A 24,535-nucleotide genomic window follows, 5' to 3' on the forward strand; every position below is an offset into this window, starting at 1 on the left:
TGGGCTAGCGAGCCCGGTGGACGCCGGCCGCCGCGCGCCGGAGGCTGGCGCTGGTGCGCAGGATGCGGGGTTCGGCCTCGTGCTCTTGCATCTCGTTGGCCGCGGCCGGCTGCCGTTTCGGTTCCGCATAGGTATAACTGTCGGCCCGGCGCCAGGCTTCGATCCGCCTGCCGCATTCGTCCTCATCGAGCATCGTCCACAGCGCTTCAGCGCGCGTGACGCCATCCTCATGGCTGCCGAGATGATCGTAGATCCGCTGCAGGATGAAGATCGCGTCCTCTCCCCGCATCGCAAGGCCCTTGAGCGTGGTGGCAAGCTGCTGGCCTGAAATGTCCAGCATGATGCGCTCGGAAAGCCAGAGGCTTGCCGAAAGGGAATCGGCGAGAACGGTTGCGAAAAGGCCGGCCTCCCGATCTCGCGCGAAGCGCACGAGCAGGGCTTCCTGGATCGGCGATAAGCTGCGCAGGCCGAGCCGGTCGTGAGCCGGACGGTCGATATGGCTGGCAAGCGCCTTGATGCGCTGGCGCAGGCCCTCTTCGCGGACCAGCCGCTCGGCGGTTGCGATGTCCTCCACGACCGGTGCCGTGGTCGCTTCCGTTGCGGGCGTCTCGGCGGGTCTGGCGGCACGGTTATGGCGCAGCCCCACCAATGCGTCGATGACGGTAGGCGACAGCGCTTCGCGGCGGACGATCGCCCGTGCATGGGCTTCGCCCTGGGTGCGGGCAATGGTGATCAGCGTCTCGTCGGAGAGGCAGCTCGAAGAGGTGAGGAAAGGGGCTGCGATCGAAATCGGCTGGCTGGCGATGAAGAAGGCGACGGCCGGCGGCACGTTCTTGCATTGGGAAAGCGCGGCGACGGCCTCGCGGCGGGCTTCCTCGGAGGACGCGGAAAAGAGCGGCGCGAAAAGCTCGGCGAACTGTCGAAGCTCTGACCGCGTCGGATGCGGCAGGCTTTCAAAAACAGTCACGGTGGCCATCAGCACCACATCCTTCTTACGCATGGCACGGGGCCTTTCGAGGTCGCGGAACTCATTCGTCACAGGCAAACTCACATAGACGCAAATACAACTCATGAGGTGCCGTGAAGCCTTCAGGTGGGCCGTTTGGGCTTGCCTGATGCTGTCATCGTACCTTTCCTGGGGAACTCCCGGCGGCGCCGCATCGCTCATGCAGATGGGAAGACAACTGCTTCGCGGGACGCCTTGGTTTAACCGGATGGTAACGCTATGAGAGTTAACGGTCGGTGAAGACGGGTCGTTTTGATACGCCTGTCATTTTTTGGTGGTTGGTTGTCCCGAAAGCGGAGCCGAAAAGCAGCCGCGTCTGTGTTTTTGGCTGCAGACAACAGGTAAGCATCGGTAGTAAGTGCTATTTTAGCATTAACTCACTGTTAAGGTCGTTCTGGCGAAATTCTGGTTAACCGGCGTGTGTTGCCGGGGCTTCGAGTTCCGGGTGGCCCTCGCGTTCATGTAAGTCTTGAGGGCCATCCCATTCCCGGCCGGCTCAGGCGGAACCGGCCGTTTATGGCGAAATGTCCTTGCGCTTTTCAAGAAGCGCACTGACGAGAAAGGCGCGAATGTCCGGGGTTCCCGGAAGCGTCGGCCCCATTCAGAGGGCAGGGTGAGATCGATCCGTCTTCATCCGTCTCGAATTCCGAAAACGGAGGCGAGCATGGCAGAGATCGTAATATTGAACAGATGGCGCAGCGAGCACCCCCGCCGGCCGCAGATCAAGATCGGCGAAGCGAAAGAGGCGGGTCAGCTCCTGTTCTTTACCGGCGTGCGCTACGAGCGCTTCGACGACCGGATGGACCGCAAGGCGGAAAATCACGCGGTGCGCGCCGACTGACCTTTCGAAGAGATGGTTCCATCAGAAGCGGCTTCTGGTGCGCCATTCGAACGGCGTACAGGTTGCCTTGTCCAGGAACTGCGACGCTATATCCGCAAAGCTCTTTTGCGGTGCGAGACTTCTCAACACGGCATAACCATCGGCCTGCCGCGTTTCGACCAGGATCGATTGTGATATCGCCTGGGGCAGCGATTTTCGCAGCGTGGTGAGCTGCACCGGCGTGGCGATCACCAGGTCCAGGCCTCCGCCGGCGGATGTGCGGTCGTTGATGCTGAACACTTCGTTGGACGACTGATCGTAGATCGCCAGCGACCAGAACGGCACGCCGCTGTTGGCCGCGGTGAGACGCACCGGACCGTCCGCCACATCGAAAGCGCAGACGGCCACCTCTACAAACGGGTCGTCCTTGGCAAGCCCCGTCCGGTCCGCCTTTTCTCCGAGACGATAGAAGCGATGAATCTCGCCCTTCGCCAGGATGCGCGTATAAGCGTCCCGCTCGCTGAATTCCGGCAGCAGCAGCACGATGATGAGATGCAGCAGCGCCGCCCCGACAAGGCCGGTCACGATGGCAAAGATGACCTGAAGGGCAAATCTGGGCCTAAATCCGAGCCCAGATCTAAGCATTGCCGCACCCGGTTTTTTCGATGCGCGGCATGGTGAGGTCGATAAGGCCAGAACTGCCCGCGGTCGGAGTATCGAAAAGCGTCAGCGTCAGACGGAAGGGGCCGTTTGGGGGCACGGCGAGCCAGTTGCCGGGCCTGGCGGTTGCGGCAAGCGCGATATCGAAACTACCGGCCTCATCGCGCAATACGATGCGGGAGTTGAGCGCCGTCGGCAAATCCGACTGTGCCGAAGGCGGTGCGCCTCCCGGGGGCGCGGCAAACAACGTCCAGAGGCGCGCCTGAGGCGTGTGGCCCGTCAGCTTATAGGTGCAGTTTCCGGAAAGGCGCGCGCCCGTTTCATCGACGGTGGCCGTAAAGACCAGACCTTCGGCGCTGGCATAAAGCAGCCTGCCGCCATTGGCCCTGTGCGATTTCGCGTAAGGGTCGGCCGCCGCCGTCTGCACCTCCGGAAAGGCCTCCCAGGGCCCGAGCTTGATAGCGCCGAAACCCACGGTCGCATCGAGTGCCACGAGGGTGGACCAGATCCCGCCGCCGAAGGCGATGGCAAGTGCGATCGCGATGAGGATGGGAACACGAAACACGGGTTTGCTTGGGTCCTCGGGAACAGCTGTGTCAGAGGGTTAGCATTGATTCTGCCGGGGGGGAATGGGCAAAGAGGCCCCCCGCTGCCTGACTACCGCTTCAATTCGGTGCTGGCGGTGGTGGCTGCGAGGGATGGCCGGGATGCGTCGTCGCCGGCCGGGCCGACAATGCCGGCATCGGCCACCTTGGCGGGAAGGAGGGGGCTGGCGGCCTTCAGCTTGGCGGCGATCTGCTTGAGGATGCGGGTCGATTCGGCCGACAGCGAGCGCGGCCGGACAAGCGCCGGCAGGCCGGGAGCCTCGCCTTCCTTCTTCGCAACCTCCTTGCCCTTGTGATCGCCGGTCGGCAGCGGATTTTCGATGCCTGGGATGGGTCTAAGCTCGATGCCCTGATGGGCGTAATCCATCACCGTCTTGAAGGTCATCGCCGGCAGAGAGCCGCCTGTCATGTTGTCCATCGAGGTGAAATCGTCGTTTCCGAACCAGACGGCGGTGGTGTAGTTGCCCGTGAAGCCGATGAACCAGGCGTCCCGGTAGCTCTGCGAGGTGCCGGTCTTGCCGCCCGTGACAATGCCGCCGTCTAGGGCGGCCCGCCTGGCGGTGCCGATCACCGGGATTTGTGTCAGGATGCGGTTCATGGACGACATTGCCTTCTCCGACAGCACGCGCCGGGCCGGCGGTTCGTCGCGATTGAAGTCATAAAGAACCTCGCCGCCATAACTCAGCACCTGCTCAATGCCGTGGCGGCGCGACTGCATGCCGCCCGCCGGCATCACGGCATAGGCGGTCGCCTGGTCGAGAACGGTAACTTCCGACGTGCCGAGCGGGACGGTCTTGTCGCTCCTGAGCGGCGTTTCGATGCCCATGGCCTTGGCGGTCTGCACGATCACATCGGTGCCGAGATGGTCTTTGGCGAGCCGGACTGGCACGGTGTTCAGCGATTGCGCCATGGCCGAAAGCAGCGTCACCTTGCCCTTGTAGGAACGGGCGTAGTTCTGCGGAGACCACCCGCGCCAGGTGATCGGCGCATCCGAAATGACCGATTCGGGTGTGAAACCGTGCTCCATGGCCGCGGAATAGGTATAGAGCTTGAAGGAGGAGCCCGGCTGGCGAAGCGCCTTTGCTGCACGATTGAACTGGCTTGCGCCATAGTCGCGCCCGCCCACCATGGCCCTGACGGCGCCGCCGTTCTCGATCATGACAAGCGCGCCCTGCTTGGCCTTGTAGCTTTCGCCATATTCGCGCAGGCTCGATTCCATCGCGGTCTCGGCGGCCTGCTGGAGGCCGGTGTCGATCGTGCTGCGCACGATGACGGAATGCTCCTTGAGCTTGCCGGCCGCGGCGAGCCGCTGCACCTCGTCGAACGCCCAGTCGAGGAAATAGTCCGGCGCATTGACGTCGGCCCGGTCGACCACAGTCGCCGGGCTGCGGCGGGCGGCAATGACCTGACCTTCGGTCATAAGCCCGCCCTGAACCAGGTTGGAAAGCACTTCGTTGGCGCGCGAGCGTGCCGCCGGCAGGTTGACATGTGGGGCATATTTGGCCGGCGCCTTGAACAGGCCGGCCAGCATGGCGGATTCTGCGAGGTTCACTTCGGTAATGTTCTTGCCGAAATAAAATTGCGAAGCCGCGGCCGCGCCGAAAGTGCCGCCGCCCATATAGGCGCGGTCGAGATAAAGGGAGAGGATCTCCTTCTTGGAAAGGTTCGCCTCGAGCCATAGCGCCAGGAAGGCTTCCTTGATCTTGCGTTCGATCGAGCGCTCGTTGGTCAGGAAGAGGTTCTTTGCAAGCTGCTGGGTAATCGTCGAGCCGCCCTGGACGACGCCGCCGGCCTTGGCGTTTTCGCTCATGGCGCGGGCAAGGCCCAGGAAGTCGATGCCGAAATGGTCGAAGAAACGCCGGTCTTCGGTTGCCAGCACGGCTTTGATCAGATGGTCCGGCAGTTCGTCGATCGGCACGGAATCTTCATGGATGATACCGCGATGGCCGATGGTATTGCCGTAGCGGTCGAGGAAGGTGACGGCGAAGTCGCCACGGTTTCGCCAATCTTCCTTGGTTTCCTCGAAGGCGGGCAGGGCGAGTGCAAGCACGACCACCGAACCGGCCGTGCCGAGCGTCATGGCCTCGCCGGCAAGCTCGAAGCCGAGGCGCTTCCAGCCGCGCACGCGAAACCGGCGGAAGAAGATGGTGATCTCTTCCCAGATTTCGCCGAGCTTGAAGCCAAGGTTCCAGACGGTGGAGTCGATCCAGGAATCGATGCGCAGCAGGATATGGCGCCTCCGGCGCGGCCGACCGCCGGATGGTCTTGGTTCGTCCTGCGGCTCTTCCTGCACCTTGGAGTTCCCCCGCCTGTTCTGGATGAGTTTTGCTTGACGCCGTCCCCTGCAGGGATCAAGAGCATGAGCCTCTCACCGTTATTCAGCAATAGCTGACAAATGGTTGATGCGCGATAGCCAATTCGCAACAGGTAAAATGCAGATACGGCGATTTGTTCCGTTCTGCCGCAAAAGTGATGTTTCATCGATGACGGACATGCCTTTCTGGAAAACCAAGCGGCTTGATGAGCTGACTCAAGACGAGTGGGAAAGCCTCTGCGACGGCTGCGGGCTCTGTTGTCTCAACAAGCTTGAAGATTGGGATACGGGGGACGTGGTCTTCACTTCCGTCGCCTGCCGGCTTCTCGACGGAACGACTTGTCGCTGCAAGGATTACGACAACCGCCAGGCGACGGTGCCGGATTGCATTCAGCTCACGCCGGAGACGGTCAATGATATTTCCTGGCTGCCGCCGACCTGTGGCTATCGGCTGGTGCGGGATGGAGAGGACCTCTACTGGTGGCATCCGCTCGTCTCTGGAGATCCCGAAACCGTGCATCAGGCGGGCATTTCCGCTCGCGGCCGCACGGTGAGCGAGGAAGAAGTCGATGTCGACGATTTCGAAGACTATCTTGTTGATTGGCCTCTGACGGTAGGTCAGAATTGACTTAAGGCAATTTCGTACATGCAAATGACGTATATGTTTCTTGTTTAGCAACAGATAATACTTGTTGCGTGGGGCAAGGGTAATAGATCGGCATTTCCATGACGACAGACGGCACGCTCGCAGACCACCTTTATGAGGCGGCTCTCGTTCCCGAGCTTTGGACTGACACCTGCGAGCGGCTCGCTGCGGAAATCGGATCCTCCACCGCGTCCATCTTCACAGTCGACGGTCATGGAACCCACCGCTACGTCACCAGCAGGAATATTGCCGAAGCCTTTCGCCAATTCGCCAACAGCAAACTTCGGCTGACCAATATCCGGGCGCAACGGGCGCTGGAGCGATCGCCCTTCGCCTTCGGCAGGGACATCGATATCCTGACGAAGGAGGAATACGAGCAGGACCCCATTCGTCCCGCTTTCCTGCACCCTCATGGAATGGAATGGGAAGCAGGTTGCGTCTTCCAGGAGCCGACCGGGCATATGATCGCAATCATCCTGATGCAAGCCAAGGGGCGCGGGCACTTTTCCGATGAGCAATTGGCACGGTTGAACGCGCTGAAGCCGGACCTGGCCCGGGCAGCCTACATGTCGTCCCGGCTTGCTTTCAACGAAGCGCGCTCGATGACCGAGGCGCTCTCCATGCTCGGGCTGCCCGCGGCCGTGATAGGCGATAGCGGGCAGGCGATCGCCATGAATCCCGAAATGGAAAGTTTGAGCCCGCGCATCCGCACCGGCGCTGGTAACCGTCTTGTATTCGAGAGCGGCGGGGCGAGCGCCCTGTTTAACGAAGCCCTGGAGCGTTACCGCGCCCGGGCTGTTCCCACTGTGCAGTCCCTTCCGATGGTGCCACGCAACGGCGCGCCGGCGCTCATCCTGCATCTCCTTCCGGTGCGCCGGGCGGCCCGCGACATCTTCTCCCGCTCCATGGCGGTGCTCGCCGTGACGGAGGTGGGCAAGGTCGGCGCGCCGGACATGCGGGTCCTTTCCGGTCTTTTCGACCTGACGCCGGCAGAAGCCCGGGTGGCGCGAGGCATCGCGCTGGGGCAGACAACGGAGACGATCGCCGCTTCGCTCGGCATTTCGCTCGAAACCGCCCGCTCGCATCTGAAGCGGATCATGCAGAAGACCGGCACGACCAGGCAGGCGGAACTGGTGCTTCTGCTGTCGGGGCTCTCCGCTCCGGGTTCGATCAATGGCAGCGGGGATACGGCATAGGAGCCTAATGGCGGCTTTGGGTCAGGACGCACCTTTGGCAGGTTCGCCCCTGTTTCCGATAGTCATTTTCATCAGGATCAGCGACGTTATGCTGCTGGCAAGCAGCATCCAGTCTTGAGGAACACTCAACAGGAGCGCAGCGCTTCCTCCGACGACCGACCACAATAGGGGAATGGCCAAAAGCCAAATCGGCACCCTTTGCTTCGCCAACAAGAGGACCCCAAACGAGAAAATCGTGAGGGGACACGGGGTAACGCCAAAACTCGGCAACTCGACCAGCGAATGCCCGAGGAGAACTCCGATCAAGGGGTAAAGTAAAATCGCGTAGAAAATCAGAAGGCCGCCGGCATAGGCCCTGATCGGCGGCACCTTCCCGAATTGCGGATTATTGAGGGCGGCAGCCAACAGGAACAGCAGGCCCTGGAGGACGAAGAAGGCGGCGAAAATGAACGCAGCGCTGTTGATGCCGCTGAAAAAAGCGAAGTGATAGGATAACCCCGTCCAGAGCCACATTACGGCTAGGCCCAGATTGGCGAAATTGCCGCTCCATCTTATCTGCCGCCAGATCGCATAGATGATTGCCAGCCCCAAAACCTCGGCAACGATCTGCGCCGGCCATATGGCCTGATTGTAGATAACGAACACGGACATGAATTGCTCGCGGGAAAATGGCAGCATGTTCGCACCTCCAGACTTCCAATAATCCACATCTCCCTCAATCTGCATTGATCGACAGCAACCAACGCAGGTCAAAGTGGAGCTAAAAGACCGGCGAACGGAAAATCTTATTGCCCCTTGACCTTCCCATGATGGGAAGCTCCACATAGGGCGGGACAGTGAGACATCCCGCGAAGAAAGGGAGATTCCGCCCATGAACCAGATCGCAAACCACATCCATCCCGCCGAGCCTTTCACCATACCCGTGGACGGCATGACCTGCGCCTCCTGCGTGCGCCGCGTTGAAAACGCAGCCGCCAAGGTGCGGGGCGTCGACAGCAGCGCTGTCAATTTCGCCACCAAGAAACTGACGGTGCAATCGTCTGAAGGATTTTCACCGGACGATCTCGAAAAGGCGATCCGCAAGGTGGGCTACGAGATTCCGCCCGGCGCCATGGATCATGCCATGCGCGATGCCGGCATGCTGCCTGCGGCGCTGGCGGCGAAACATGCCGGACATGACCATCATCATGCCCAGGCAGAGCATGCGGGGCATATGGAAAGCCACGATCATTCCGCCTCCGCCGGCGGGCATGACCACATGCATATGCATCAGGGTGAGGAGGGCGTACTGAAGCGCGATCTGGCGATCGCCTTCGTGCTGACCCTGCCGCTTTTCGTGCTCGAAATGGGCAGCCATTTCTACGACCCGTTCCATCACTGGCTGATGGGCGTCATCGACACGCAGAACCTTTATTACCTCTATTTCCTGGCTGCGACGGCGGTGATCTTCGGTCCGGGCTTCCGTTTTCTCAGGCTCGGCCTGCCGGCGCTGTTGCGCGGCGCGCCGGAGATGAACTCGCTGGTGGCCGTCGGCGTGCTGGCAGCCTATGGCTATTCGCTGGTTGCCACCTTTGCTCCCGATCTTTTGCCGGAAAGCGCCCGCTACGTCTATTTCGAGGCGGCGACGGTCATCGTCACGCTGATCCTCTTCGGCAGGCTGCTGGAGGCGCGCGCCAGCGGACGTACCGGCGAGGCGATCCAGAAACTCGCCGGCCTCCAGGCCAAGACTGCCCGCGTCGAGCGTGACGGCCAGACGATGGATATTCCGGCAGACCAGGTGGTTGCGGGCGACATCGTGGTGATCCGCCCCGGCGAACGCCTGCCCGTCGACGGCACGGTGATCGACGGACAGTCGAATGTCGACGAATCGATGATTTCAGGCGAGCCGCTGCCGGTCGAAAAGGCGGCAGGAGCAAGCGTCGTCGGCGGTACGATCAACAAGACCGGCTCCTTCCGCTTCCGTGCCGACAAGGTGGGCCGCGATACCATGCTTGCGCAGATCATCCGCATGGTCGAGCAGGCGCAGGGGTCGAAACTGCCGATCCAGACCCTGGTCGACCGGGTGACCGCATGGTTCGTGCCGGCGGTGATCGTGCTGGCGGCGCTGACCTTCGCCGTCTGGTTCTTCTACGGCCCCAGCCCGGCGCTTACCCACGCGCTCGTCAATGCGGTCGCCGTGCTGATTATTGCCTGCCCATGTGCAATGGGGCTTGCCGTGCCGACCTCGATCGTGGTGGGCGGCGGGCGCGCGGCGGAGCTCGGCGTGCTGTTCCGCAAGGGCGAGGCGCTGCAGGAATTGCGCAATGTCGATCTCGTGGTGCTCGACAAGACCGGCACGGTCACCAAGGGCCGGCCCGAACTGACCGACCTCGTCGCCGCAGAAGGTTTTGCCGAGGACGACGTCCTGAAGCTCGTCGCCGGCGTCGAGGCGCAATCGGAACATCCGATTGCCGACGCCTTCGTCAAGGCGGCGGAAGCGAAGGGGATTGCCGTGCCGAAGGCGGAAAACTTCAACTCCGTCACGGGTTACGGCATCGAAGCCGACGTGGACGGCCGCCGAGTGGCGGTCGGCGCCGACCGCTTCATGGAAAAGCTCGGCCTCTCGGTCGAAGCCTTTGCCGAAGCTGCAGCGCGCCTCGCAGACGAGGGCAAGACGCCGCTATATGCCGCAATCGACGGCAAGGTCGCGGCTGCAATCGCAGTTGCCGATCCGTTGAAGCCCGCCAGCCGCGACGCGATCAAGGCTCTGCATGACATGGGTATCGAAGTCGCCATGGTGACGGGCGACAACCGCCGCACTGCGGAAGCCATAGCCCGTCAGGTCGGTATCGGTAGGGTCGTGGCCGAAGTCTTGCCCGAGGGCAAGGTAAAGGCGGTCCACGATATGCGCGCGGGCGGCAGGAAGCTCGCCTTCGTCGGCGACGGCATCAACGACGCTCCCGCACTAGCCGAGGCAGATATCGGCATCGCGATCGGCACCGGCACGGATGTGGCGATCGAAAGCGCCGACGTGGTGCTGGTGGGCGGCGAGCTTTCCGGCGCAGTTGCGGCGATCGCCATGAGCCGCGCGACCATGACCAATATCAAGCAGAACCTGTTCTGGGCCTTTGGCTACAACGTGGCGCTGATCCCCGTTGCGGCAGGGGCTTTGTATCCCGCCTTCGGCTGGCTGCTGTCGCCGATGATCGCCGCCGGCGCCATGGCGCTGTCGAGCGTCTTCGTGCTCGGCAACGCGCTCAGGCTGAAGACCGTCACGATTGGAGAAGAGAAATGAATATCGGCCAGGCTTCCGAAGCATCCGGCGTTTCGGCCAAGATGATCCGCTATTACGAGGAGATCGGGCTGATCCGGCCGATGGGCCGCACAGGCAACAACTACCGCGTCTATGGCGAGGAGGAGGTGCATGTCCTGCGCTTCATCAAACGCGCCCGCAACCTCGGTTTTTCGCTCGAAGAGACTGAGACGCTTCTGAAACTCTGGCAGGACCAGAGCCGGGAGAGCGCGGCCGTCAAGGACGTGGCGACCGCCCATATCGCCGATCTGGAGCGCCGGATTGCCGAGATGCAGAGCATGGTGAAGACGCTGAAGCATCTTGCCCATTGCTGCGGCGGCGATCAGCGGCCGAACTGCCCGATCCTCGACGACCTTGCCGGCGACGCACCTGCGCCGACGCCTCGCAAGAAGGCGAAACAACCCGCTTGACCTTCCCTTCATCGGAAGGTGCAGAAGATATCTAGTGAGATAAGGAGAATCTTGAAATGACTGCTGTTTTCACCGTACCGGACATGACCTGCGGCCATTGCGAAAAGACCGTGCGCGGAGCGCTGGACGAAGCGTTGCCGGGTGCCGCCGTGACGGTCGACCTCTCATCCAAAAAGGTCACGGTCGAAGGCGATGCGAAAAAGGCCGAGGAAGCCATTCGAGAGGCAGGCTACAGCCCGGAACGGGTGGCTGCCTGATCGCACCTGAACTCATGCCCGCCGGCCGTCGATCGCGATATGCAGCATTCTCAGTGCGCCGGCGGCGTCGAGCAGATTGGCCTGAAGCTGGTCGTTGGTGATCTTGCCTATCCCGAGCGTCAGGGAAATGGACTGGAGATCGACGATCTCCTTGTGGGTGCCCGCAAAGCAGGCGCCTTCCTCCAGGTCAAAGATCTTCTCGCTGGCGCGGATTAACAACTGCCGCTTTCCCACGTCGGAAAGCCGCACCAGCTCATTTGCCGATCGCACGAGTTCGGTTACCAGATCGGTTATGGCGCTCACGTCGCGGTGCCTCGTTACCTCAATTCGATCTGCGCAATAAACGGGAGCGCGGGGAGAAAATCCATCCCCCATATAGGGGCTTGCATTGTCGATTTCAGACCATTCTGTGGATAAATACATCCGATCTCATTGCGGAGCCAAGTTTAGATCTCGTGAATAAAGTAGATTTGGCGATTCTTTCAGTAAAGCAAAGGGCGGCCACCGAGCCGGCTGCTCATGGCTTCAATGATTCACCCAATTTTCGAAATCCCGTGGCGCGACGTTGCTTCCACACAGGACTGTCGCGACGGTTTGCCCGCGAAAATGGCCCGGGTTTTCGAGAATGCTGGCAATACCCAAAGCAGCGGCAGGTTCGACGATCAGGCCGGAGTGACTGTAGAGGAGCCTCATGCCCTCGACGATACTGTCTTCCTCGACCAGAAGCGCATCGTCCACGACTTCCAGCATATCCGTCAAAACATCGGGGATGACGTATCGTCCGGCCACGCCGTCGGCGATCGTGTGGGGCGGCCCGGAATCGATGACCGCGCCGGCAAGATAGGATCGGGTCAACGCGGGCGCATTTTGAGGCTGAACGGACAAAACCGTCGTGTCCGGGCAACGGTTTTTGAGCGCAAAACCAATACCTGTCGCCATCGCCCCGGCGCCAAGCGAAATCAGGACGGAATCCAGCGGGAACGGCAGTTTGGCGAGTTCCAGACCGATTGTCCCTGCTCCTTCGCAGGTATCGATGTTTTTGCTGTCTTCGACCAGGAATGCGCCTGTTTCTCGGGAATGCGTAAGCGCAGCTTCAAGTGCTTCTTCGATCTGGCCTTCTACCAGAACGACCGCCGCGCCCAATGCTTTCATGCGTTCGATCTTCAAGGGATTGGCAGCGGATGAGGCTGTGACGGTAACGCCGAAACCTCTATTCCTTCCGCTATAGGCGAGTGCCTGGCCAAGATTTCCAGCACTTGCGCAGACCACCGCCTTTTGACCGCCGGCGGCTTCGAGATTGGCCAGCACCGTTTCTGTTCCGCGTCCCTTGAAACACCGGACGGGGTTCAACGTCTCTACCTTCAATACGACGCGGCATCCCAAAACCCTGCTGAGATGGGGGCAAAAATACTGGGGCGTGTTCTGAAAGACGCTGTCGATCTTGTGAACGGCGGTTTCAATCCGGTCGATGCTGAGTCTTGTCATGAATTTATGATGGCACGCGCAATATGCGGTCACAAGGTGACGCCCCGAGCCTTCATCTGACCCTTTGCTGAGTTTAATTTGGTGTCGTTTGTCGGTTTGGGCCGGTTTCATCCGTCTTTCGCAAGACGGCCGAGGTGGCCGGTTGGCAAGAGGAGAGCAAGATGCGTGTCATGGTGATGGTCAAGGCGACCAAGGATAGCGAAGTCGGTGTGATGCCGACCGTTGAGCTTTTCGAAGCGATGGGCAAGTTCAACGAGGAACTGGTGAAAGCCGGGATCATGCTGGCCGGCGATGGCCTGAAACCCTCGTCCCAGGGCAAGCGCGTTGCCTTCGACGGTGCCGATCGGCTGGTGATCGACGGCCCGTTTACGGAGACGAAGGAACTGGTGGCCGGTTACTGGCTCTGGCAGGTGAAGGACATGGACGAGGCCGTCGCCTGGGTCAAGCGTTGCCCCAATCCGATGCCGGGCCCGAGCGAGATCGAGATCCGGCCTCTCTACGAGATGGAGGATTTTGCCGATGTCCTGACGTCGGAAATCGTGGACCAGCACGAGCGCCTGCGCGAGCAGATGGCGAAGCGCTGAGCGTCCTGAGGGCGATGGTGTTGAAGAAAACCACGTCCCTTGACCGCCGGAAGCGTGTTCCGGCGGCTTTGGTCGCAACGTGGTGCGATTAGAATTTCACGCCGATGCCGACATTGATGATGTGTTGGTTGAAATTGAAGTCGGAGCCTGCGAGATCGCCTTCCCCAAAGTCGTTGTAGCGGTATTCGATACGGCCGAAGACGTTGTCGGTGAAGGCGTAGTCGATACCGCCGCCGATCGTCCAGCCGTGCAGAGTGTCGTCATCATCGAACCCGCCGCCATCGATGCTGGCATTGGTGGCGGTCCAGCCGCCGGCCGCGAAGATGAGCGCCCGATCCATGGCATAACCCACGCGGCCGCGCACTGAACCGGAGAAGCCGGTGCCGATGTCGACGCCGCCCGCATAGCTGTTCTCATTCCAGTCATAGTTCACGTCGCCTTCGAGACCCGCGACGAAACCGCTCGAAAACTGCCAGTTGTAGCCGACAAAACCGCCGAACCTCCAGCCGTCGAAGCTGTCGGAGCCACCGACGATCGCATCGCCGTCTCCCCAGCCATACCCGGTATGAAGACCGATATAGGGGCCGGACCAGGTGAACGCAGCCGGCATTTCCACCGCTTCCGGTGCGGCGGGAACCGCTTCGACCGCATCCGCGGCATAGACAACGGAAGAGGCGGTCATGGCGGCCGTCGTGGCGAGAATGAAAATAGCCTTCATGGATATTCCCTCCGGTTGATGATGATATTGATGTAGTGCGACTTGCTTGCAAAGCTGTAGCTAAAATACAACAAAAGGCCGAAACTGACGATACATTTTAAGTCTCTGAAATTGCGCTGTTTTTATTTTCGCCTGCCGCCTTGACCTCAACTGCGCTTGAGGTCGTAGCGTGCCGCGCATCGTAATAACGGACATGGAGACGGGTGTGCTGCAGGATATGGATACGAGTTGGTCGAGGCTTTTGCGGGGCCGTGACGGTGCCATGCTGGCACTGATTTCCTCCGGGATCGGGCTTCATGCCTTCAACCAGTTCGCAATCGTTGCGGCTTTGCCGCCGGCGGCGCGAGAGATCGGCGGCACGGATTATTTCAGCTGGGCCTATACGCTGTATTTCCTGGGTTCGATTGCCGGCGGCACCGGAGCGGCGGCATTCCGGGACCGAATCGGCGTGAAGGCGAGCCTGATGATCTCTGCCCTCCTCTTTGCCGTCGGCGGACTGTTTGCGCTTGCCGCACCCGCCTTTTCCTGGATCATGGCGGGGCGTCTCCTGCAGGGTGTCGCCGACGGGCTGGTGGTGGCGATCTGCTACAGCCTCATCCCCGCGAACTTTCCCTCCGCCCTCATCGCCAAGGTCTTCGCCGTCGAAGCGATCGTCTGGGCGGTGGCGGCGATTGCCGGGCCGCTCGCAGGGGGGCTGTTGACCGAGGCCTATTCCTGGCGGGCGGCGTTCCTCGCCGTCGCGCCCTTCGTTCTGCTTCTGCCAGTCCTGACGCTGGTTGCAAGGCCCCGTGTGACGGAGGCGGCGCCCATGCCGCTTTCCTTCGCCACGATCGGGCTGTGCCTTGCCGCTTCCTTCGTCCTGTCGCTCTCCTCCGTCGCCACCGACGGCGCCATGCAGGCTGTGGCGATCGCCGCCGGGGCGGGGCTTTTTCTGCCGGCCCTGAAGCTCGACGGAAAGATCGGTGCGAGGCTTTTTCCGGCCGGAGCCTTCCGGCTGGGCTCGGTACTCGGAAACGGCTTCTGGGTGCTGTTTCTGATGTCGACCAGCCATTCGGTCGGTAGCGTCTACATGGCTGTGATGATCGACGCGGTCTTCGGGTTCCGGCCGGCGGTGGTCGGATACCTCGTCGTCAGCATGGCACTCACCTGGAGCGTGGTCGCAGTTGCTGCCAGCCGCATCGTGGCGCTGGGAGCGCGGCATGCCTGGATGCGCGGCGGTGCCCTGTTCCAGCTCCTCGGCTTCCTGGCGCTCGCCACATCGTTTGCGTACGGTTCCCTGGGGCTCCTGCTTTTCGGCCAGATCGCGATTGGCACAGGTTTCGGCCTGGCCTGGGCCAGCATCAACCAGGCCGCCATGGAGGCGGCCGAGACTGCGGAGCGGGATCTGGCGAGCGCGCTGCTGCCGACGATTTCGACTGCCGGTTACGCGATCGGCGCAGGTCTTGCCGGAATGATCGCGACCGCCACGGGCCTGGTATCCCGGCTCGACGGCGGGGAGGCAGGCGGGCCGGCCATCTGGCTTTACGGCACGGCGGCTGCAGGCGCGCTGCTGACCTTCCTGTTCGGCTTCGGCGTCAGGCTGAAAGGCAACTGACGCCCGGAAACCCGGGTTTCAGATTTGGCGCAACGGGTCGAGGTTGCCGCAGGCGCCCTTCTCAAAAACTCCGATGACCGGCCGGTAGTCATTATCGATGCCGACGGCATTCAGGAGAATGAACAGGATATGCCGGGTGAGCGCGTTCAGATAGGGAAACTCGTCGTGGAGCCTCCCCTTGTAGAGGAATGACAGGCGGTTAAATTCCTTGGAAAGCTCGATGAGATAACCGAGGTTTTGTCCGCGCGGATCGGCAGGCTGAAACAGCAGCTCGCAACCGGCCGCTTGCGCCGTTCCTTCCGATCCGTTCGGACCGACCTTGACCGACATGCCTGACGTCTGAATGGCAGTCAGCACTTCCTCGTTTGCGACGCCTTCGCGCCATCGTGTTGAGGCAAGATCGCGCAGACCTCCGGCCTTTTCCTTGAGGACGAGCGGAAGGGCCAGAAGCAGGACGGCAACGATAAACATGCGGATCATGCGCGCACCGCAGATTTCCGACCCATCGATGCGAGGCCGATTATCCAGAAGGTGGTGAGCAGGCCGACCACTTCTCCGGCGACGCCGTCATGCAAAGGCTCGTAAAGGTCCATGAAGCGGATCATTGCGAACAGCCGCATCCAGTTGATGAGCACGACGCCGGCAATGCCCGCCGCCAGCCAGTTGAGACCCCGAAGCGGGCTGACCTTGTTCACCACCGAAAACGCCAACCATGCCAGAAGCATGTAGGAAATGCCGTGGAACGAGGAACAGGCCCACAGGATGAGTACCGGATCGTTGCCGTCCGTCGGAACGACGAAATTGGCGCTGCTCTCGTATCCCGCGGCGAGTGCCGTGACATAGGCATCGATGGTCAGGACCGGCGTGCCGATCGCCATGACGAGGATGAGGCCCCAGAACTTGGGCACGGTCAGATAGATCGAAAGGGTGCCGAGCTTGCGGTCGGAGAGAAGCACCCGTCCGCCGAGGATGGTCAGCGCGACCCAGGAAAACCAGGTCAGCGGCAGATAGAGAAGAAGGGCGACCAGGCCAATGACCAACCTTTCCGCCCAGAGCGGCAGACGGCTTTCGAGAGGCATCTTCCAAAGCGCCCAGGCGACCCACAGCACCGAAAACAAGAGTACCGGGTGAACGCCTCCGCCCGTGAGCAGTGCGGACACGATGCCGTCTTCAACGAACACCTTGCGGATATCTTCGAAAACAGCGTTGCCGAAGGCGCACAGTACAAGGTTCGAATAGAGGGGACCTAGGCGCTCTCTTTCAAGGAGAAGGGTAGCCCTGGAAAGTAAAGATGCAGCGGATGGATCAGTTCTTGCTACGCTTGAGTATGACATAGGCAAAAAGGCCGGCTGCGAGCGGCAGGCCAAGTGCCGCAATCGGAAACGGCGCGCCCCGGGGACCCCCTCCGCCACCGCCGCCATGACCGCCGCCGTATCCAATACCCCCCATGGCGAGGGCGGCGCCCCCGTTCAGCGCGAGGACTGCCGTGGCGGTCAACGCAAACAGAACTTTTCTCATACTCATCCCCTCCAACGCGACAACGCCTTTACCCGGGATCCACCCGATGTAAATCAATTATTACATAGGTTTTAGTGAATTATAACTAATCCAAATGGTGAGGTGGTCGTCCGCCGGAGGTTTTACTTGACGCCTGTTCGCGCTGGACAGTCCCGCTCGATCTACCACCAACGCGCAACAAAAGTGTCATTTCCTTGTTCGGCAGGGGAGGTTACCCATATTGAGTAAACGGGGCCGCGGCGGCCCTGAGGAGGCACATTTTTGGTGTTCCAGTTCGACAATTCCTATGCCCGCCTGCCGGACAGGTTTTTCGCGTCCGTCTACCCGGAACCGGTGGACGGTCCGGTCTTGTTGAAGTTCAACCAGGAGCTGGCGGAGGAACTTGGCATCGAGGCGGATTTTTCCGATCCCGCCAGGCTTGCGGCGATCCTTGCCGGCAATGTCGTACCGCCGGGTGCCGCGCCGATCGCCATGGCCTATGCGGGCCACCAGTTCGGCAATTTCGTGCCGCAGCTCGGCGACGGGCGGGCAATCCTGCTCGGCGAGGTGGTGGACCGCAGGGGAGTGCGCCGCGACATTCAGTTGAAGGGAGCCGGGCCGACACCCTTTTCCCGCCGCGGCGACGGGCGTGCTGCACTTGGACCCGTGCTTCGCGAATATATCCTCTCCGAGGCGTTTGCGGCGCTCGGCATTCCGGCGACCCGGGCCCTTGCGGCAGTCGCGACCGGCGAGCCGGTCTATCGCGAACGGGTCGAGCAGGGGGCCGTCTTCGTGCGGGTGGCGGCAAGCCATGTGCGGATCGGCACCTTCCAGTTCTTTGCTGCCCGGGGCGACAATGACGGCGTCAAGCTACTCGCCGACTACGTGATCGAGCGCCACTACCCCGAGCTTCAAGGGCGCGAAAATCCCCATCTGGCGCTGCTCGGGGAGGTGGCCATGCGGCAGGCGGCGCTAATCGCCCGCTGGATGGGCGCCGGCTTCATCCACGGGGTGATGAACACCGACAACATGACGATATCAGGCGAGACGATCGATTTCGGCCCCTGCGCCTTTCTCGACGAATATAATCCTATGAAGGTGTTTTCCTCGATCGATCAGATGGGCCGTTATGCCTATCGCAACCAGCCTGGGATCGGCCAGTGGAACATCGCCCGGCTGGCGGAATGCCTGCTGCCGCTGCTCAACGCCGACGAGGAAAAGGCGGTGGAGGCTGCAAACGGCGTGCTGAAAGAATTCGGCGAGCGGTTTCAGACAGAATGGCTGGCGGTTTTCCGCAGGAAGATCGGGCTTTTCTCCGAGGCCGAAGGCGACGGCGAACTGATCCAGGCGCTGCTTTCCGCCATGCAGGAAGGGGAGGCGGATTTCACCCTTGCCTTCCGGCGGCTCGCCGGTGCGGCGGAGGGCGAGGATGAAGCGTTCCTTGCCTGCTTTGCCGCTATTCCCAAAGCCAGCGACTGGCTTTCGGCCTGGCGCGAGCGTCTCTCCGGCGAGATGCAAGAGGGCAGCGAACGAGCTTCGGCGCTGCGCGCGGCCAATCCCGCCCTCATTCCCCGCAACCACCGCGTCGAGGAGGCGCTTTCGGCTGCCAATTACGGCGACTTCAGCTATTTCGAGCGGCTGCTTGCGGCGATCGAACACCCCTTCGAGGAACGGCCGGAATTCGCCGACCTGACGACGCCGCCGAAGCCGGAGGAGCGGGTGACGCAGACGTTCTGCGGGACGTGAGGAAAAATTCACCAAGATAGGAAAATAATCCTTGACGGCGTGACGGTGGTTTGATAGGTTTTTGGCATAGTCGAAGAATTGCGCCGGTGGGGAGCCTTAGCGGATGTCCGGTGCGAGGCTTCAGTCATCGGCCCGGTCTGAACACCGGGTCTTTTCATTTCGGGAGATTGGCATCGGGAACCGGCGCGTTCGACAGGAGCGCGGCGGATGCCGTTGCGCGCCCAGAAATTGCATCGGATTTATCGGCCATGGATGATTTCGAGACTTTGATCGGGCGGAGTGCTGCAGCGCATTGTCGTGGCGGTCGATCCTCTGGCCGGTTCGGGCGAGGGATCATGCTGCGGCATCGTTGTGGCCGGGCTTGAGGCAAGCGGCCGGGCGGTGGTGCTCGCCGATTGTTCGGTCGAGGGAAAAAGCTCGGCGGGTCGGGCTCATGCCGTTGCCAAGGCCTATTCGCGCTTCCAGGCCGACCGGGTGGTGGCGGAAGTGAACCAGGGCGGCGATATGGTGACGGCGACGTTGAGAAGTGTCGACGCAGCCTTGCCGGTAACGATTGTCAGGGCGACGCGGGGAAAATACTTGCGCGCCGAACCGGTGGCGGCGCTCTACGAGCAGGGTCGTGTGGCCCATGCGGGACGATTTGCGGAACTCGAGGATCAGATGTGCGACTTCGGGCCAGACGGGCTGTCTTCGGGGCGGGCGCCCGACCGGCTCGGCGCGCTGGTCTGGGCGTTGACGGCACTCCTGCTGGAGGGCCATGGCGAACCGCGCGTGCGAGGCATCTCACGCGCGGCCGCGTGAATGAAAAGGGGATTAGCGGCGGGTATCGGCCGGTTTTGGAGCGCTCTCGCGGATCTGCTTCCACTCCGATTCCATGCGCTCGACGACATGCTGTGGGATCTGTTTCGAAGGGACGGCCTGTACCGGCTGCGGCATCATCATGATCTCCTTGTTCATCAGAAAGCCGACGTGAACGTCGTAGATGTTCGTTGGTTCCATAGCGTTAGAGAAAAGTAAAGCGGCGCCTAAAGGCTTAAAACGATTTAGTTTTTCTAAACCGATTGAAACTTCGGGACACGGTAAAGAGGTAAGCTCAAAATGCCGCGCAACCGCGCTGCCTTCCTCGATTTCATCCGCACAAGATTAATCAAGGGAAAAATCCGGGCAGCACAGGTTGAGGGGCTCGACGCGATTCTCGACCTTTGGCAGGTGCGTGTGCCCCAAGGGCGGCCCCAACGGACTTGCCTATGTGCTGGCGACCGCCTTTCACGAGACGGCGGCCACCATGCAGCCGGTGCGCGAGACGCGGGCGGCAAGCGACGCGGCGGCGATCGGACGGTTGGACAGGGCGTTTTCCGCCGGCCGGCTGGCTTCGGTGAAGACGCCCTATTGGCGTCCGGACGCCGACGGCAGGATTTGGCTGTGGCGCGGGCTGGTGCAGCTCGCCCACAAGCGGGACTACGAGGCCATGTCGAAGGTGACCGGGATCGACCTCGTCGCCGATCCGTCCCGGGCGATGGAAAAGGATGTCGCGGCGACGATCCTGATCGAGGGAATGCGGCACGGCGGTTTTACCGGCCGCAGGCTCGATCATTATTTTTCAGCGGAGAAAGCCGAGTGGGTCGGCGCAAGGCGGATCATCAATGGCAATGACGGGCGGAACTGGTTGCCGGATATGGCAGGATCTTCCATGCGGCGCTCGGCACACTTGGGAAGCGGGCGGAGATATGATAGCCGACGCCCCGCCTTTAAAAACCGGAGTGACGCATGATCCGCCATATCGTCTTTTTTACCGCACGCAGCGAGGACGACCGGGATACTGTTCTTTCGGGGCTGTCGCTGCTGACCCGGATACCGCATGCGAGCCTCCTGGAGATCGGCATCAACAACAAGGTCGATCAGCTCGGCAACCAGGTGGACTTTGTGGTCTACGGCGAATTCGAGGACGAAGCGGCGCTTGCCGCCTACAAGGCGCATCCGATCTACCAGGAATCCATCGACCGGGTGCGGCCGGTGCGGGAGATGCGGCTTGCGGCCGACTACGACGTCGACAGAGCCGCGAAACGCCCGCTCTGAGTTCGGCGGTCCTCGTCTGAAGATGGACTTCACAAAAACCTAGAGGTTCTGAACATGAAATCGCCATTCCACCTGCCGTGGGCCTCCACGGGCGGGCGAAAAGCCGTGCCTGCAGAAAGGACTGAAGCACTGGAACGCGCGACGAAGATGGCGGCTGGCTTTGCGATCGTCGCGGGCGAAGGCGCGGCGCATTGGTCAGGGCTCTCCTATGCGGCGCTGGCGCGGACCGGCTTCATGAAGAACCCCGTCGCCTATCGGGCGATGCGAATGATTGCAGAAGCGGCCGCCGCCGTGCCGTGGCTCGCCTATGAGGGGACGAGTCGATTTTTTGTAGCGTCGACCGCCTCTGAAGTCGCGGAATCAACCTTTGAGCCGGCGGCGCCAAGCTCTTCTGACGATTGGCAAAAACAGAAGCGGCCACCCCGAAGGGAGGCCGAGAGAGCCGATAGTGGCTATCGAGCCCTGTCGGCTCTTATGTGTTCATCCTAAAACAGAAAGATTAAAAATGACTGACCTCGGAAGCGAGCCCGGCGTCGGCATCGCGACGATTCTCGGGTCCACTGCGGGCGCCGGCATTTCGTTGATCTACCTCCTGCCGAGGACCTGCCGCGAAGCTGCGAGCAGGTTTTTGACCGGAATGAGCTTCGGTCTGATCTTTGGGGAGCCGATGGGCGTTTGGCTGACGACGAAACTCGGTATCGAAGGGGAGCTGTCGGGCTCCAAGGTTATCCTGGCGGGCTCGGCAGCGGCAAGCCTTTGCGCTTGGTGGGTGCTTGGCGCTCTGGCTGGGGTGGCCGGCAGATATGGGAAGCGCCAGAGGTAGGGCAAATACCGCCACCTGATATGAACGGGGGCCGTATCGCCGGCAGATCGGCCGGGCGGTGCCGCTCGGCATTCCGGCGGAGGTGGCGGTCGAACTCGTCGTTTGAACCGGGAAGTGCCGACGGCTGCCGGTCCGGCGGCTGTCGGCGTGATGTTACTTCGCCATTTCGCGCCAAGCACTCTGCCCCGTCAGCCGGCTCATCTCGGCAAGATAGTGATCCTCCGAAGTGGACCAGCGCAGGCGGGCATATTCCTCAACATCGGGGCCGACCACGTAACGAAGGCGACCGGACGAATCGCTCGCAGCAGCATAGATCGCCTCGGCGACCGACTTTTCGTCGGTCGAGGCAAAAGGATAGTTGATCATCGACTGAAGGGCGTGATCGAAATAGGTTTTGTACCCCTCCGGCACGACGGCCGCCTCCGAAGCAGACATGCCCGTGGCGGTGAAATTGGTGTTCCGCATGGCGCCCGGCTCAACCAGTTTTATTCCGATATTCTGTGATTCCAGCTCGTATGAGAGGGACTCAGAGAGCCCCTCAATGGCGTGCTTGGAGGCCACATATGCCGAGAGCAGCGGCACGGCAGCGAAGCCAACACCGGAACTGACATTGACGATCGTGCTTCTGGCGCGCTGGCGCAGATGCGGAAGGGCCGACTGAATGACATTCACCACTCCGAAGACGTTGGTTTCGAATATGCGTCGGAAAGCCTCTGCCGGAGTCGCCTCGAAGACGGAGAGCATGGTGATCCCGGCGTTATTCACGATGGCGTCGAGACCACCAAAATGCTCCACGCCGGCCGCGATTGCGGTGTCGACGCTTTGGCGATCGGACACGTCGAGGGGGTGTACGAGAACGCGGCCGGGATGGTTTTCCGCGAGTTCCGGTTCAGGCTTGCGCATGGTGGCGATGACGTTCCAGCCTTGAGAAGCGAAATGAATGGCAGTCATCCGGCCGAGGCCGGAGGAGCAGCCGGTGATGAGAACGGTTTTGGTCATGTGAGGCTCCATTGTTAATGGGGCTGGACCTATCCTTGTACAGGGAAGCATTCTATAACGGATAGTCCTCTTTTCATTATGGATCGTCCCAAATGGATGCTCTGACCGATATTATAGGGTTATTACGGCCCAGCACCGTGCTGTTAGGGAGTATGTCCGGCCGCGGAGCTTGGGGTGTCCAGGTGCCCGAACAGCCGGCCCCAACATTCTATCTTGTGACGGAGGGTGGCTGCTATTTCGAGGCAGAAGAGGCGGGGCTTATTGAGCTGCGCGAAGGCGACTACATCCTCTCGGTCAGGCCGATAAACGACCGATTCCTGAGCAGCCCGGGCGTGGAGACGGCGCTGTCTGATGAAGCCTTCAAGGCTCGTCATTACGTTGATGGCGAGATGCGGGTCGGCGATCTGGAAAGTGGGCCGACGACACGAATCCTGGGTGGTCTTGTCCAATGCGAGAAAGCCAATGCCGAGTTGCTGATCGGGCTGCTGCCACGCGTCGTGCACGTACCGGCTTCGGAGCAGGGAGGGGCGCGATTGCGCGCTCTCGCCTCGATCCTGCGGGAGGAAGCGGAGGACATCCGGCCCGGGCGGGACGCCATTCTCTGCCGTCTGATCGAAGTGATGCTGATCGAGACCCTGCGTCGGGAGGCCTTCTGGTCGCCGCATGCGGGCCTGCTCGCTGGATTGGCGCAGCCGCAACTCGCTCAGGCGCTTGCGCACATCCATGCGGATGTGGCCCGCGGCTGGACGGTCGGCGAACTCGCTAGGCAGGTGGGCATGTCGCGCTCGGTTTTCGCGCGTCGCTTCTCAGAGACGGTCGGCCTCGGACCCGTGGAATATCTGCTGAATTGGCGAATGGCACTTGCCAAAGATGCGCTGCTGCGCGGCGGCCAGTCGCTCGAAACAATCGCGGAGCATATTGGCTATAAGTCAGCCAGTGCGTTCAGCACCGCCTTCCGCCAAAGGATCGGCTGCCCGCCCAGCGAATACGCTTCCGCCTTTCGGCTCGGCGCGGGCGGTATCCACTAGCAGCCTGCTCGGGCAAGCTACGCCGCGGAGACGTTTTTCTCCTCTCGCGGCCAGCTTGCGGTGGGAGCGATACCGGTTGCCGATCCTTCTTCGGCATCTTCACCCTGAACAATCAAAATCAGAGACGAGAACATGGATGATATGAAAGCCTGGTATCAATCGAAGACTGTCTGGGGTGCTTTGATAGCGGTCGGTTCATCGCTTCTGCAGATCAAGGGAATCGAGCTCAGCGCAGATATGCAGGCCGATCTTGCCAACATTGCGGTAACCTTGGCGGGTGTTGCCGGCGGGCTTCTGGCAATCAGCGGGCGGCTCAGGGCCGCAACTGGAATCAGGGGAAAATAGCCGCCTGAAGGGAAGCATTACGGACCATTCATTTGCCATTCAGCAGCCTTTGGCTACATAATTCATCACATGCTTTGGACATGAATCCTGTTTTGTCTGCGAGTGGAAACGTTAAATCATGGCGCGACTGCCGATCATCGCAATACTGGCCGCCGGCATCGCCGGTTTTTCCGGTCTTCAGCCGGAAAACGCCTCTGCGCGCGATTATCTTCTGCTCGTTGCGAGCGATTGCGGATCGGCTGCGTCCCGCGTCGTGCGGGAGACGGGCGGCCAGCTTCTTTCCGCCCAGCCTTCCTCGGACGGCCAGACCTGCATCGTGACCGTGCTCGTCCAGGGCAACGGCAGCCAAAGGCCGCGCAAGGTAACCGTAAGGGTTCCAATGTAGGCGGATCCGGCAGGCTTATTATCTGATATATCTGCCGGCATATTATTCG

At 61.3% G+C, this 24,535-nt stretch carries 27 protein-coding genes and 3 pseudogenes; 17 read left to right on the forward strand and 13 right to left on the reverse strand.

Going from position 1 to position 24,535, the window contains the following annotated elements; translation table 11 throughout:
* Positions 1–4: 4 nt before the first annotated feature.
* Entirely contained in the window at positions 5–1,039 is a 1,035-nt protein-coding gene (locus EDE09_RS12150; RefSeq protein WP_132410641.1) for a DUF2336 domain-containing protein, read from the reverse strand.
* A gap of 631 nt (positions 1,040–1,670) precedes the next feature.
* Here EDE09_RS12150 and EDE09_RS28145 point away from each other — a divergent pair.
* Positions 1,671–1,847 (forward strand): hypothetical protein, encoded by a 177-nt coding sequence (locus tag EDE09_RS28145; protein WP_165924163.1) that lies wholly within the window; start codon positions 1,671–1,673, stop codon positions 1,845–1,847.
* 21 nt (positions 1,848–1,868) lie between these two features.
* On the opposite strand, the gene EDE09_RS12155 is transcribed toward EDE09_RS28145, so the two are convergent.
* The 3 genes from EDE09_RS12155 to EDE09_RS12165 all read right to left on the reverse strand — a co-directional run bounded on the left by EDE09_RS12155 (position 1,869) and on the right by EDE09_RS12165 (position 5,384).
* On the reverse strand, positions 1,869–2,471 hold the full coding sequence (locus EDE09_RS12155) for a DUF1254 domain-containing protein (RefSeq protein ID WP_132410643.1): 603 nt from the start codon (positions 2,469–2,471) through the stop codon (positions 1,869–1,871).
* Entirely contained in the window at positions 2,464–3,051 is a 588-nt protein-coding gene (locus EDE09_RS12160) for a DUF1214 domain-containing protein (RefSeq protein WP_132410645.1), read from the reverse strand. The genes EDE09_RS12155 and EDE09_RS12160 overlap by 8 nt, the downstream gene beginning before the upstream one ends.
* Before the next feature lie 92 nt (positions 3,052–3,143).
* The gene (locus tag EDE09_RS12165; RefSeq protein ID WP_132410647.1) at positions 3,144–5,384 is read right to left on the reverse strand and encodes a transglycosylase domain-containing protein; all 2,241 of its coding nucleotides are present in this window, start codon (positions 5,382–5,384) and stop codon (positions 3,144–3,146) included.
* Positions 5,385–5,574: 190 nt separating this feature from the next.
* Here EDE09_RS12165 and EDE09_RS12170 point away from each other — a divergent pair, with 190 nt between their 5' ends.
* Positions 5,575–6,033 (forward strand): YcgN family cysteine cluster protein, encoded by a 459-nt coding sequence (locus EDE09_RS12170; protein WP_112802794.1) that lies wholly within the window; start codon positions 5,575–5,577, stop codon positions 6,031–6,033.
* Between the two features lie 98 nt (positions 6,034–6,131).
* Entirely contained in the window at positions 6,132–7,247 is a 1,116-nt protein-coding gene (locus tag EDE09_RS12175) for a helix-turn-helix transcriptional regulator (protein WP_132410649.1), read from the forward strand.
* Between the two features lie 21 nt (positions 7,248–7,268).
* On the opposite strand, the gene EDE09_RS12180 is transcribed toward EDE09_RS12175, so the two are convergent.
* Positions 7,269–7,973, reverse strand: a complete 705-nt coding sequence (locus tag EDE09_RS12180; RefSeq protein ID WP_245505127.1) for a DUF6064 family protein — start codon at positions 7,971–7,973, stop codon at positions 7,269–7,271.
* 145 nt (positions 7,974–8,118) lie between these two features.
* Between EDE09_RS12180 and EDE09_RS12185 the strand changes: the two genes are divergently transcribed.
* Genes EDE09_RS12185 through EDE09_RS12195 form a run of 3 tightly spaced genes read left to right on the forward strand, consistent with a single transcriptional unit; the run spans position 8,119 to position 11,206 of the window.
* The gene (locus EDE09_RS12185) at positions 8,119–10,521 is read left to right on the forward strand and encodes a heavy metal translocating P-type ATPase (RefSeq protein ID WP_132410651.1); all 2,403 of its coding nucleotides are present in this window, start codon (positions 8,119–8,121) and stop codon (positions 10,519–10,521) included.
* Positions 10,518–10,949 carry a Cu(I)-responsive transcriptional regulator gene (gene cueR, locus EDE09_RS12190; protein WP_132410653.1) on the forward strand — a complete coding sequence of 144 codons (432 nt, stop codon included), beginning with the start codon at positions 10,518–10,520 and terminating at the stop codon, positions 10,947–10,949. The genes EDE09_RS12185 and cueR overlap by 4 nt, the downstream gene beginning before the upstream one ends.
* A gap of 56 nt (positions 10,950–11,005) precedes the next feature.
* Entirely contained in the window at positions 11,006–11,206 is a 201-nt protein-coding gene (locus EDE09_RS12195; protein WP_112802802.1) for a heavy-metal-associated domain-containing protein, read from the forward strand.
* Between the two features lie 12 nt (positions 11,207–11,218).
* Here EDE09_RS12195 and EDE09_RS12200 read toward each other — a convergent pair whose 3' ends face one another.
* Together EDE09_RS12200 and EDE09_RS12205 are read right to left on the reverse strand one after the other, a co-directional pair.
* Complete coding sequence (locus EDE09_RS12200) at positions 11,219–11,509, reverse strand: hypothetical protein (RefSeq protein ID WP_132410655.1); 291 nt, start codon at positions 11,507–11,509, stop codon at positions 11,219–11,221.
* Between the two features lie 222 nt (positions 11,510–11,731).
* Positions 11,732–12,691: a pyridoxal-phosphate dependent enzyme gene (locus EDE09_RS12205; RefSeq protein WP_132410657.1), complete on the reverse strand. Its 960-nt coding sequence runs from the start codon at positions 12,689–12,691 to the stop codon at positions 11,732–11,734.
* 161 nt (positions 12,692–12,852) lie between these two features.
* Here EDE09_RS12205 and EDE09_RS12210 point away from each other — a divergent pair, with 161 nt between their 5' ends.
* Positions 12,853–13,275: a YciI family protein gene (locus EDE09_RS12210; RefSeq protein ID WP_132410659.1), complete on the forward strand. Its 423-nt coding sequence runs from the start codon at positions 12,853–12,855 to the stop codon at positions 13,273–13,275.
* Between the two features lie 88 nt (positions 13,276–13,363).
* On the opposite strand, the gene EDE09_RS12215 is transcribed toward EDE09_RS12210, so the two are convergent.
* Positions 13,364–13,993 (reverse strand): outer membrane protein, encoded by a 630-nt coding sequence (locus EDE09_RS12215; RefSeq protein ID WP_132410661.1) that lies wholly within the window; start codon positions 13,991–13,993, stop codon positions 13,364–13,366.
* Between the two features lie 169 nt (positions 13,994–14,162).
* On the opposite strand from EDE09_RS12215, the gene EDE09_RS12220 reads away from it, so the two are divergent.
* Entirely contained in the window at positions 14,163–15,587 is a 1,425-nt protein-coding gene (locus tag EDE09_RS12220; protein ID WP_132410663.1) for an MFS transporter, read from the forward strand.
* An 18-nt stretch (positions 15,588–15,605) separates the two neighbouring features.
* On the opposite strand, the gene EDE09_RS12225 is transcribed toward EDE09_RS12220, so the two are convergent.
* From EDE09_RS12225 to EDE09_RS28150, 3 genes are all read right to left on the reverse strand, one after another.
* Complete coding sequence (locus EDE09_RS12225; protein WP_132410665.1) at positions 15,606–16,067, reverse strand: hypothetical protein; 462 nt, start codon at positions 16,065–16,067, stop codon at positions 15,606–15,608.
* Positions 16,064–16,768, reverse strand: coding sequence for a hypothetical protein (locus EDE09_RS12230; protein ID WP_207914836.1), 705 nt, complete (start codon positions 16,766–16,768; stop codon positions 16,064–16,066). The genes EDE09_RS12225 and EDE09_RS12230 overlap by 4 nt, the downstream gene beginning before the upstream one ends.
* Before the next feature lie 124 nt (positions 16,769–16,892).
* Positions 16,893–17,105 carry a hypothetical protein gene (locus tag EDE09_RS28150; protein WP_134101284.1) on the reverse strand — a complete coding sequence of 71 codons (213 nt, stop codon included), beginning with the start codon at positions 17,103–17,105 and terminating at the stop codon, positions 16,893–16,895.
* Positions 17,106–17,369: 264 nt separating this feature from the next.
* Between EDE09_RS28150 and EDE09_RS12235 the strand changes: the two genes are divergently transcribed.
* Positions 17,370–18,830 (forward strand): protein adenylyltransferase SelO, encoded by a 1,461-nt coding sequence (locus tag EDE09_RS12235; RefSeq protein ID WP_132410669.1) that lies wholly within the window; start codon positions 17,370–17,372, stop codon positions 18,828–18,830.
* A gap of 282 nt (positions 18,831–19,112) precedes the next feature.
* A pseudogene (locus EDE09_RS12240) lies at positions 19,113–19,631 on the forward strand (DNA-packaging protein); the annotation flags it as partial.
* Between the two features lie 12 nt (positions 19,632–19,643).
* Here EDE09_RS12240 and EDE09_RS28155 read toward each other — a convergent pair.
* Positions 19,644–19,787, reverse strand: coding sequence for a hypothetical protein (locus EDE09_RS28155; protein WP_162712525.1), 144 nt, complete (start codon positions 19,785–19,787; stop codon positions 19,644–19,646).
* Between the two features lie 141 nt (positions 19,788–19,928).
* On the opposite strand from EDE09_RS28155, the pseudogene EDE09_RS12245 reads away from it, so the two are divergent.
* The 4 genes and pseudogenes from EDE09_RS12245 (at position 19,929) to EDE09_RS12260 (ending at position 21,729) form a co-directional block, all read left to right on the forward strand.
* Positions 19,929–20,561 (forward strand): annotated as a pseudogene (locus EDE09_RS12245) (hypothetical protein).
* 36 nt (positions 20,562–20,597) lie between these two features.
* The gene (locus tag EDE09_RS12250; protein WP_105371656.1) at positions 20,598–20,906 is read left to right on the forward strand and encodes a Dabb family protein; all 309 of its coding nucleotides are present in this window, start codon (positions 20,598–20,600) and stop codon (positions 20,904–20,906) included.
* Positions 20,907–20,960: 54 nt separating this feature from the next.
* Positions 20,961–21,221, forward strand: a pseudogene (locus EDE09_RS12255) (phage portal protein); the annotation flags it as partial.
* Positions 21,222–21,411: 190 nt separating this feature from the next.
* Entirely contained in the window at positions 21,412–21,729 is a 318-nt protein-coding gene (locus tag EDE09_RS12260; protein WP_132410671.1) for a DUF6107 family protein, read from the forward strand.
* 153 nt (positions 21,730–21,882) lie between these two features.
* Here EDE09_RS12260 and EDE09_RS12265 read toward each other — a convergent pair whose 3' ends face one another.
* The gene (locus tag EDE09_RS12265) at positions 21,883–22,728 is read right to left on the reverse strand and encodes an SDR family oxidoreductase (protein WP_132410673.1); all 846 of its coding nucleotides are present in this window, start codon (positions 22,726–22,728) and stop codon (positions 21,883–21,885) included.
* A gap of 92 nt (positions 22,729–22,820) precedes the next feature.
* Between EDE09_RS12265 and EDE09_RS12270 the strand changes: the two genes are divergently transcribed.
* The 3 genes from EDE09_RS12270 (at position 22,821) to EDE09_RS12280 (ending at position 24,486) form a co-directional block, all read left to right on the forward strand.
* Complete coding sequence (locus EDE09_RS12270; RefSeq protein WP_132410675.1) at positions 22,821–23,756, forward strand: AraC family transcriptional regulator; 936 nt, start codon at positions 22,821–22,823, stop codon at positions 23,754–23,756.
* A gap of 132 nt (positions 23,757–23,888) precedes the next feature.
* A complete protein-coding gene (locus EDE09_RS12275; protein WP_132410677.1) occupies positions 23,889–24,101 on the forward strand; it encodes a hypothetical protein in 213 nt (70 codons plus the stop codon).
* A gap of 118 nt (positions 24,102–24,219) precedes the next feature.
* Complete coding sequence (locus tag EDE09_RS12280; protein WP_112802824.1) at positions 24,220–24,486, forward strand: hypothetical protein; 267 nt, start codon at positions 24,220–24,222, stop codon at positions 24,484–24,486.
* Positions 24,487–24,535 lie beyond the last annotated feature (49 nt).

This window comes from Neorhizobium sp. S3-V5DH, assembly GCF_004343065.1.
GTDB lineage: Bacteria > Pseudomonadota > Alphaproteobacteria > Rhizobiales > Rhizobiaceae > Neorhizobium > Neorhizobium huautlense.

Coding starts and splice junctions, on each gene's coding strand:
- EDE09_RS28145 (WP_165924163.1), top strand. CDS start 1,671: ATGGCAGAGATCGTAATATTGAACAGATGGCGCAGCGAGCACCCCCGC.
- EDE09_RS12155 (WP_132410643.1), bottom strand. CDS start 2,471: ATGCTTAGATCTGGGCTCGGATTTAGGCCCAGATTTGCCCTTCAGGTC.
- EDE09_RS12170 (WP_112802794.1), top strand. CDS start 5,575: ATGACGGACATGCCTTTCTGGAAAACCAAGCGGCTTGATGAGCTGACT.
- EDE09_RS12175 (WP_132410649.1), top strand. CDS start 6,132: ATGACGACAGACGGCACGCTCGCAGACCACCTTTATGAGGCGGCTCTC.
- EDE09_RS12180 (WP_245505127.1), bottom strand. CDS start 7,973: ATGCAGATTGAGGGAGATGTGGATTATTGGAAGTCTGGAGGTGCGAAC.
- EDE09_RS12185 (WP_132410651.1), top strand. CDS start 8,119: ATGAACCAGATCGCAAACCACATCCATCCCGCCGAGCCTTTCACCATA.
- cueR (WP_132410653.1), top strand. CDS start 10,518: ATGAATATCGGCCAGGCTTCCGAAGCATCCGGCGTTTCGGCCAAGATG.
- EDE09_RS12195 (WP_112802802.1), top strand. CDS start 11,006: ATGACTGCTGTTTTCACCGTACCGGACATGACCTGCGGCCATTGCGAA.
- EDE09_RS12205 (WP_132410657.1), bottom strand. CDS start 12,691: ATGACAAGACTCAGCATCGACCGGATTGAAACCGCCGTTCACAAGATC.
- EDE09_RS12210 (WP_132410659.1), top strand. CDS start 12,853: ATGCGTGTCATGGTGATGGTCAAGGCGACCAAGGATAGCGAAGTCGGT.
- EDE09_RS12215 (WP_132410661.1), bottom strand. CDS start 13,993: ATGAAGGCTATTTTCATTCTCGCCACGACGGCCGCCATGACCGCCTCT.
- EDE09_RS12225 (WP_132410665.1), bottom strand. CDS start 16,067: ATGATCCGCATGTTTATCGTTGCCGTCCTGCTTCTGGCCCTTCCGCTC.
- EDE09_RS28150 (WP_134101284.1), bottom strand. CDS start 17,105: ATGAGAAAAGTTCTGTTTGCGTTGACCGCCACGGCAGTCCTCGCGCTG.
- EDE09_RS28155 (WP_162712525.1), bottom strand. CDS start 19,787: ATGAACAAGGAGATCATGATGATGCCGCAGCCGGTACAGGCCGTCCCT.
- EDE09_RS12250 (WP_105371656.1), top strand. CDS start 20,598: ATGATCCGCCATATCGTCTTTTTTACCGCACGCAGCGAGGACGACCGG.
- EDE09_RS12260 (WP_132410671.1), top strand. CDS start 21,412: ATGACTGACCTCGGAAGCGAGCCCGGCGTCGGCATCGCGACGATTCTC.
- EDE09_RS12265 (WP_132410673.1), bottom strand. CDS start 22,728: ATGACCAAAACCGTTCTCATCACCGGCTGCTCCTCCGGCCTCGGCCGG.
- EDE09_RS12270 (WP_132410675.1), top strand. CDS start 22,821: ATGGATGCTCTGACCGATATTATAGGGTTATTACGGCCCAGCACCGTG.
- EDE09_RS12275 (WP_132410677.1), top strand. CDS start 23,889: ATGGATGATATGAAAGCCTGGTATCAATCGAAGACTGTCTGGGGTGCT.
- EDE09_RS12280 (WP_112802824.1), top strand. CDS start 24,220: ATGGCGCGACTGCCGATCATCGCAATACTGGCCGCCGGCATCGCCGGT.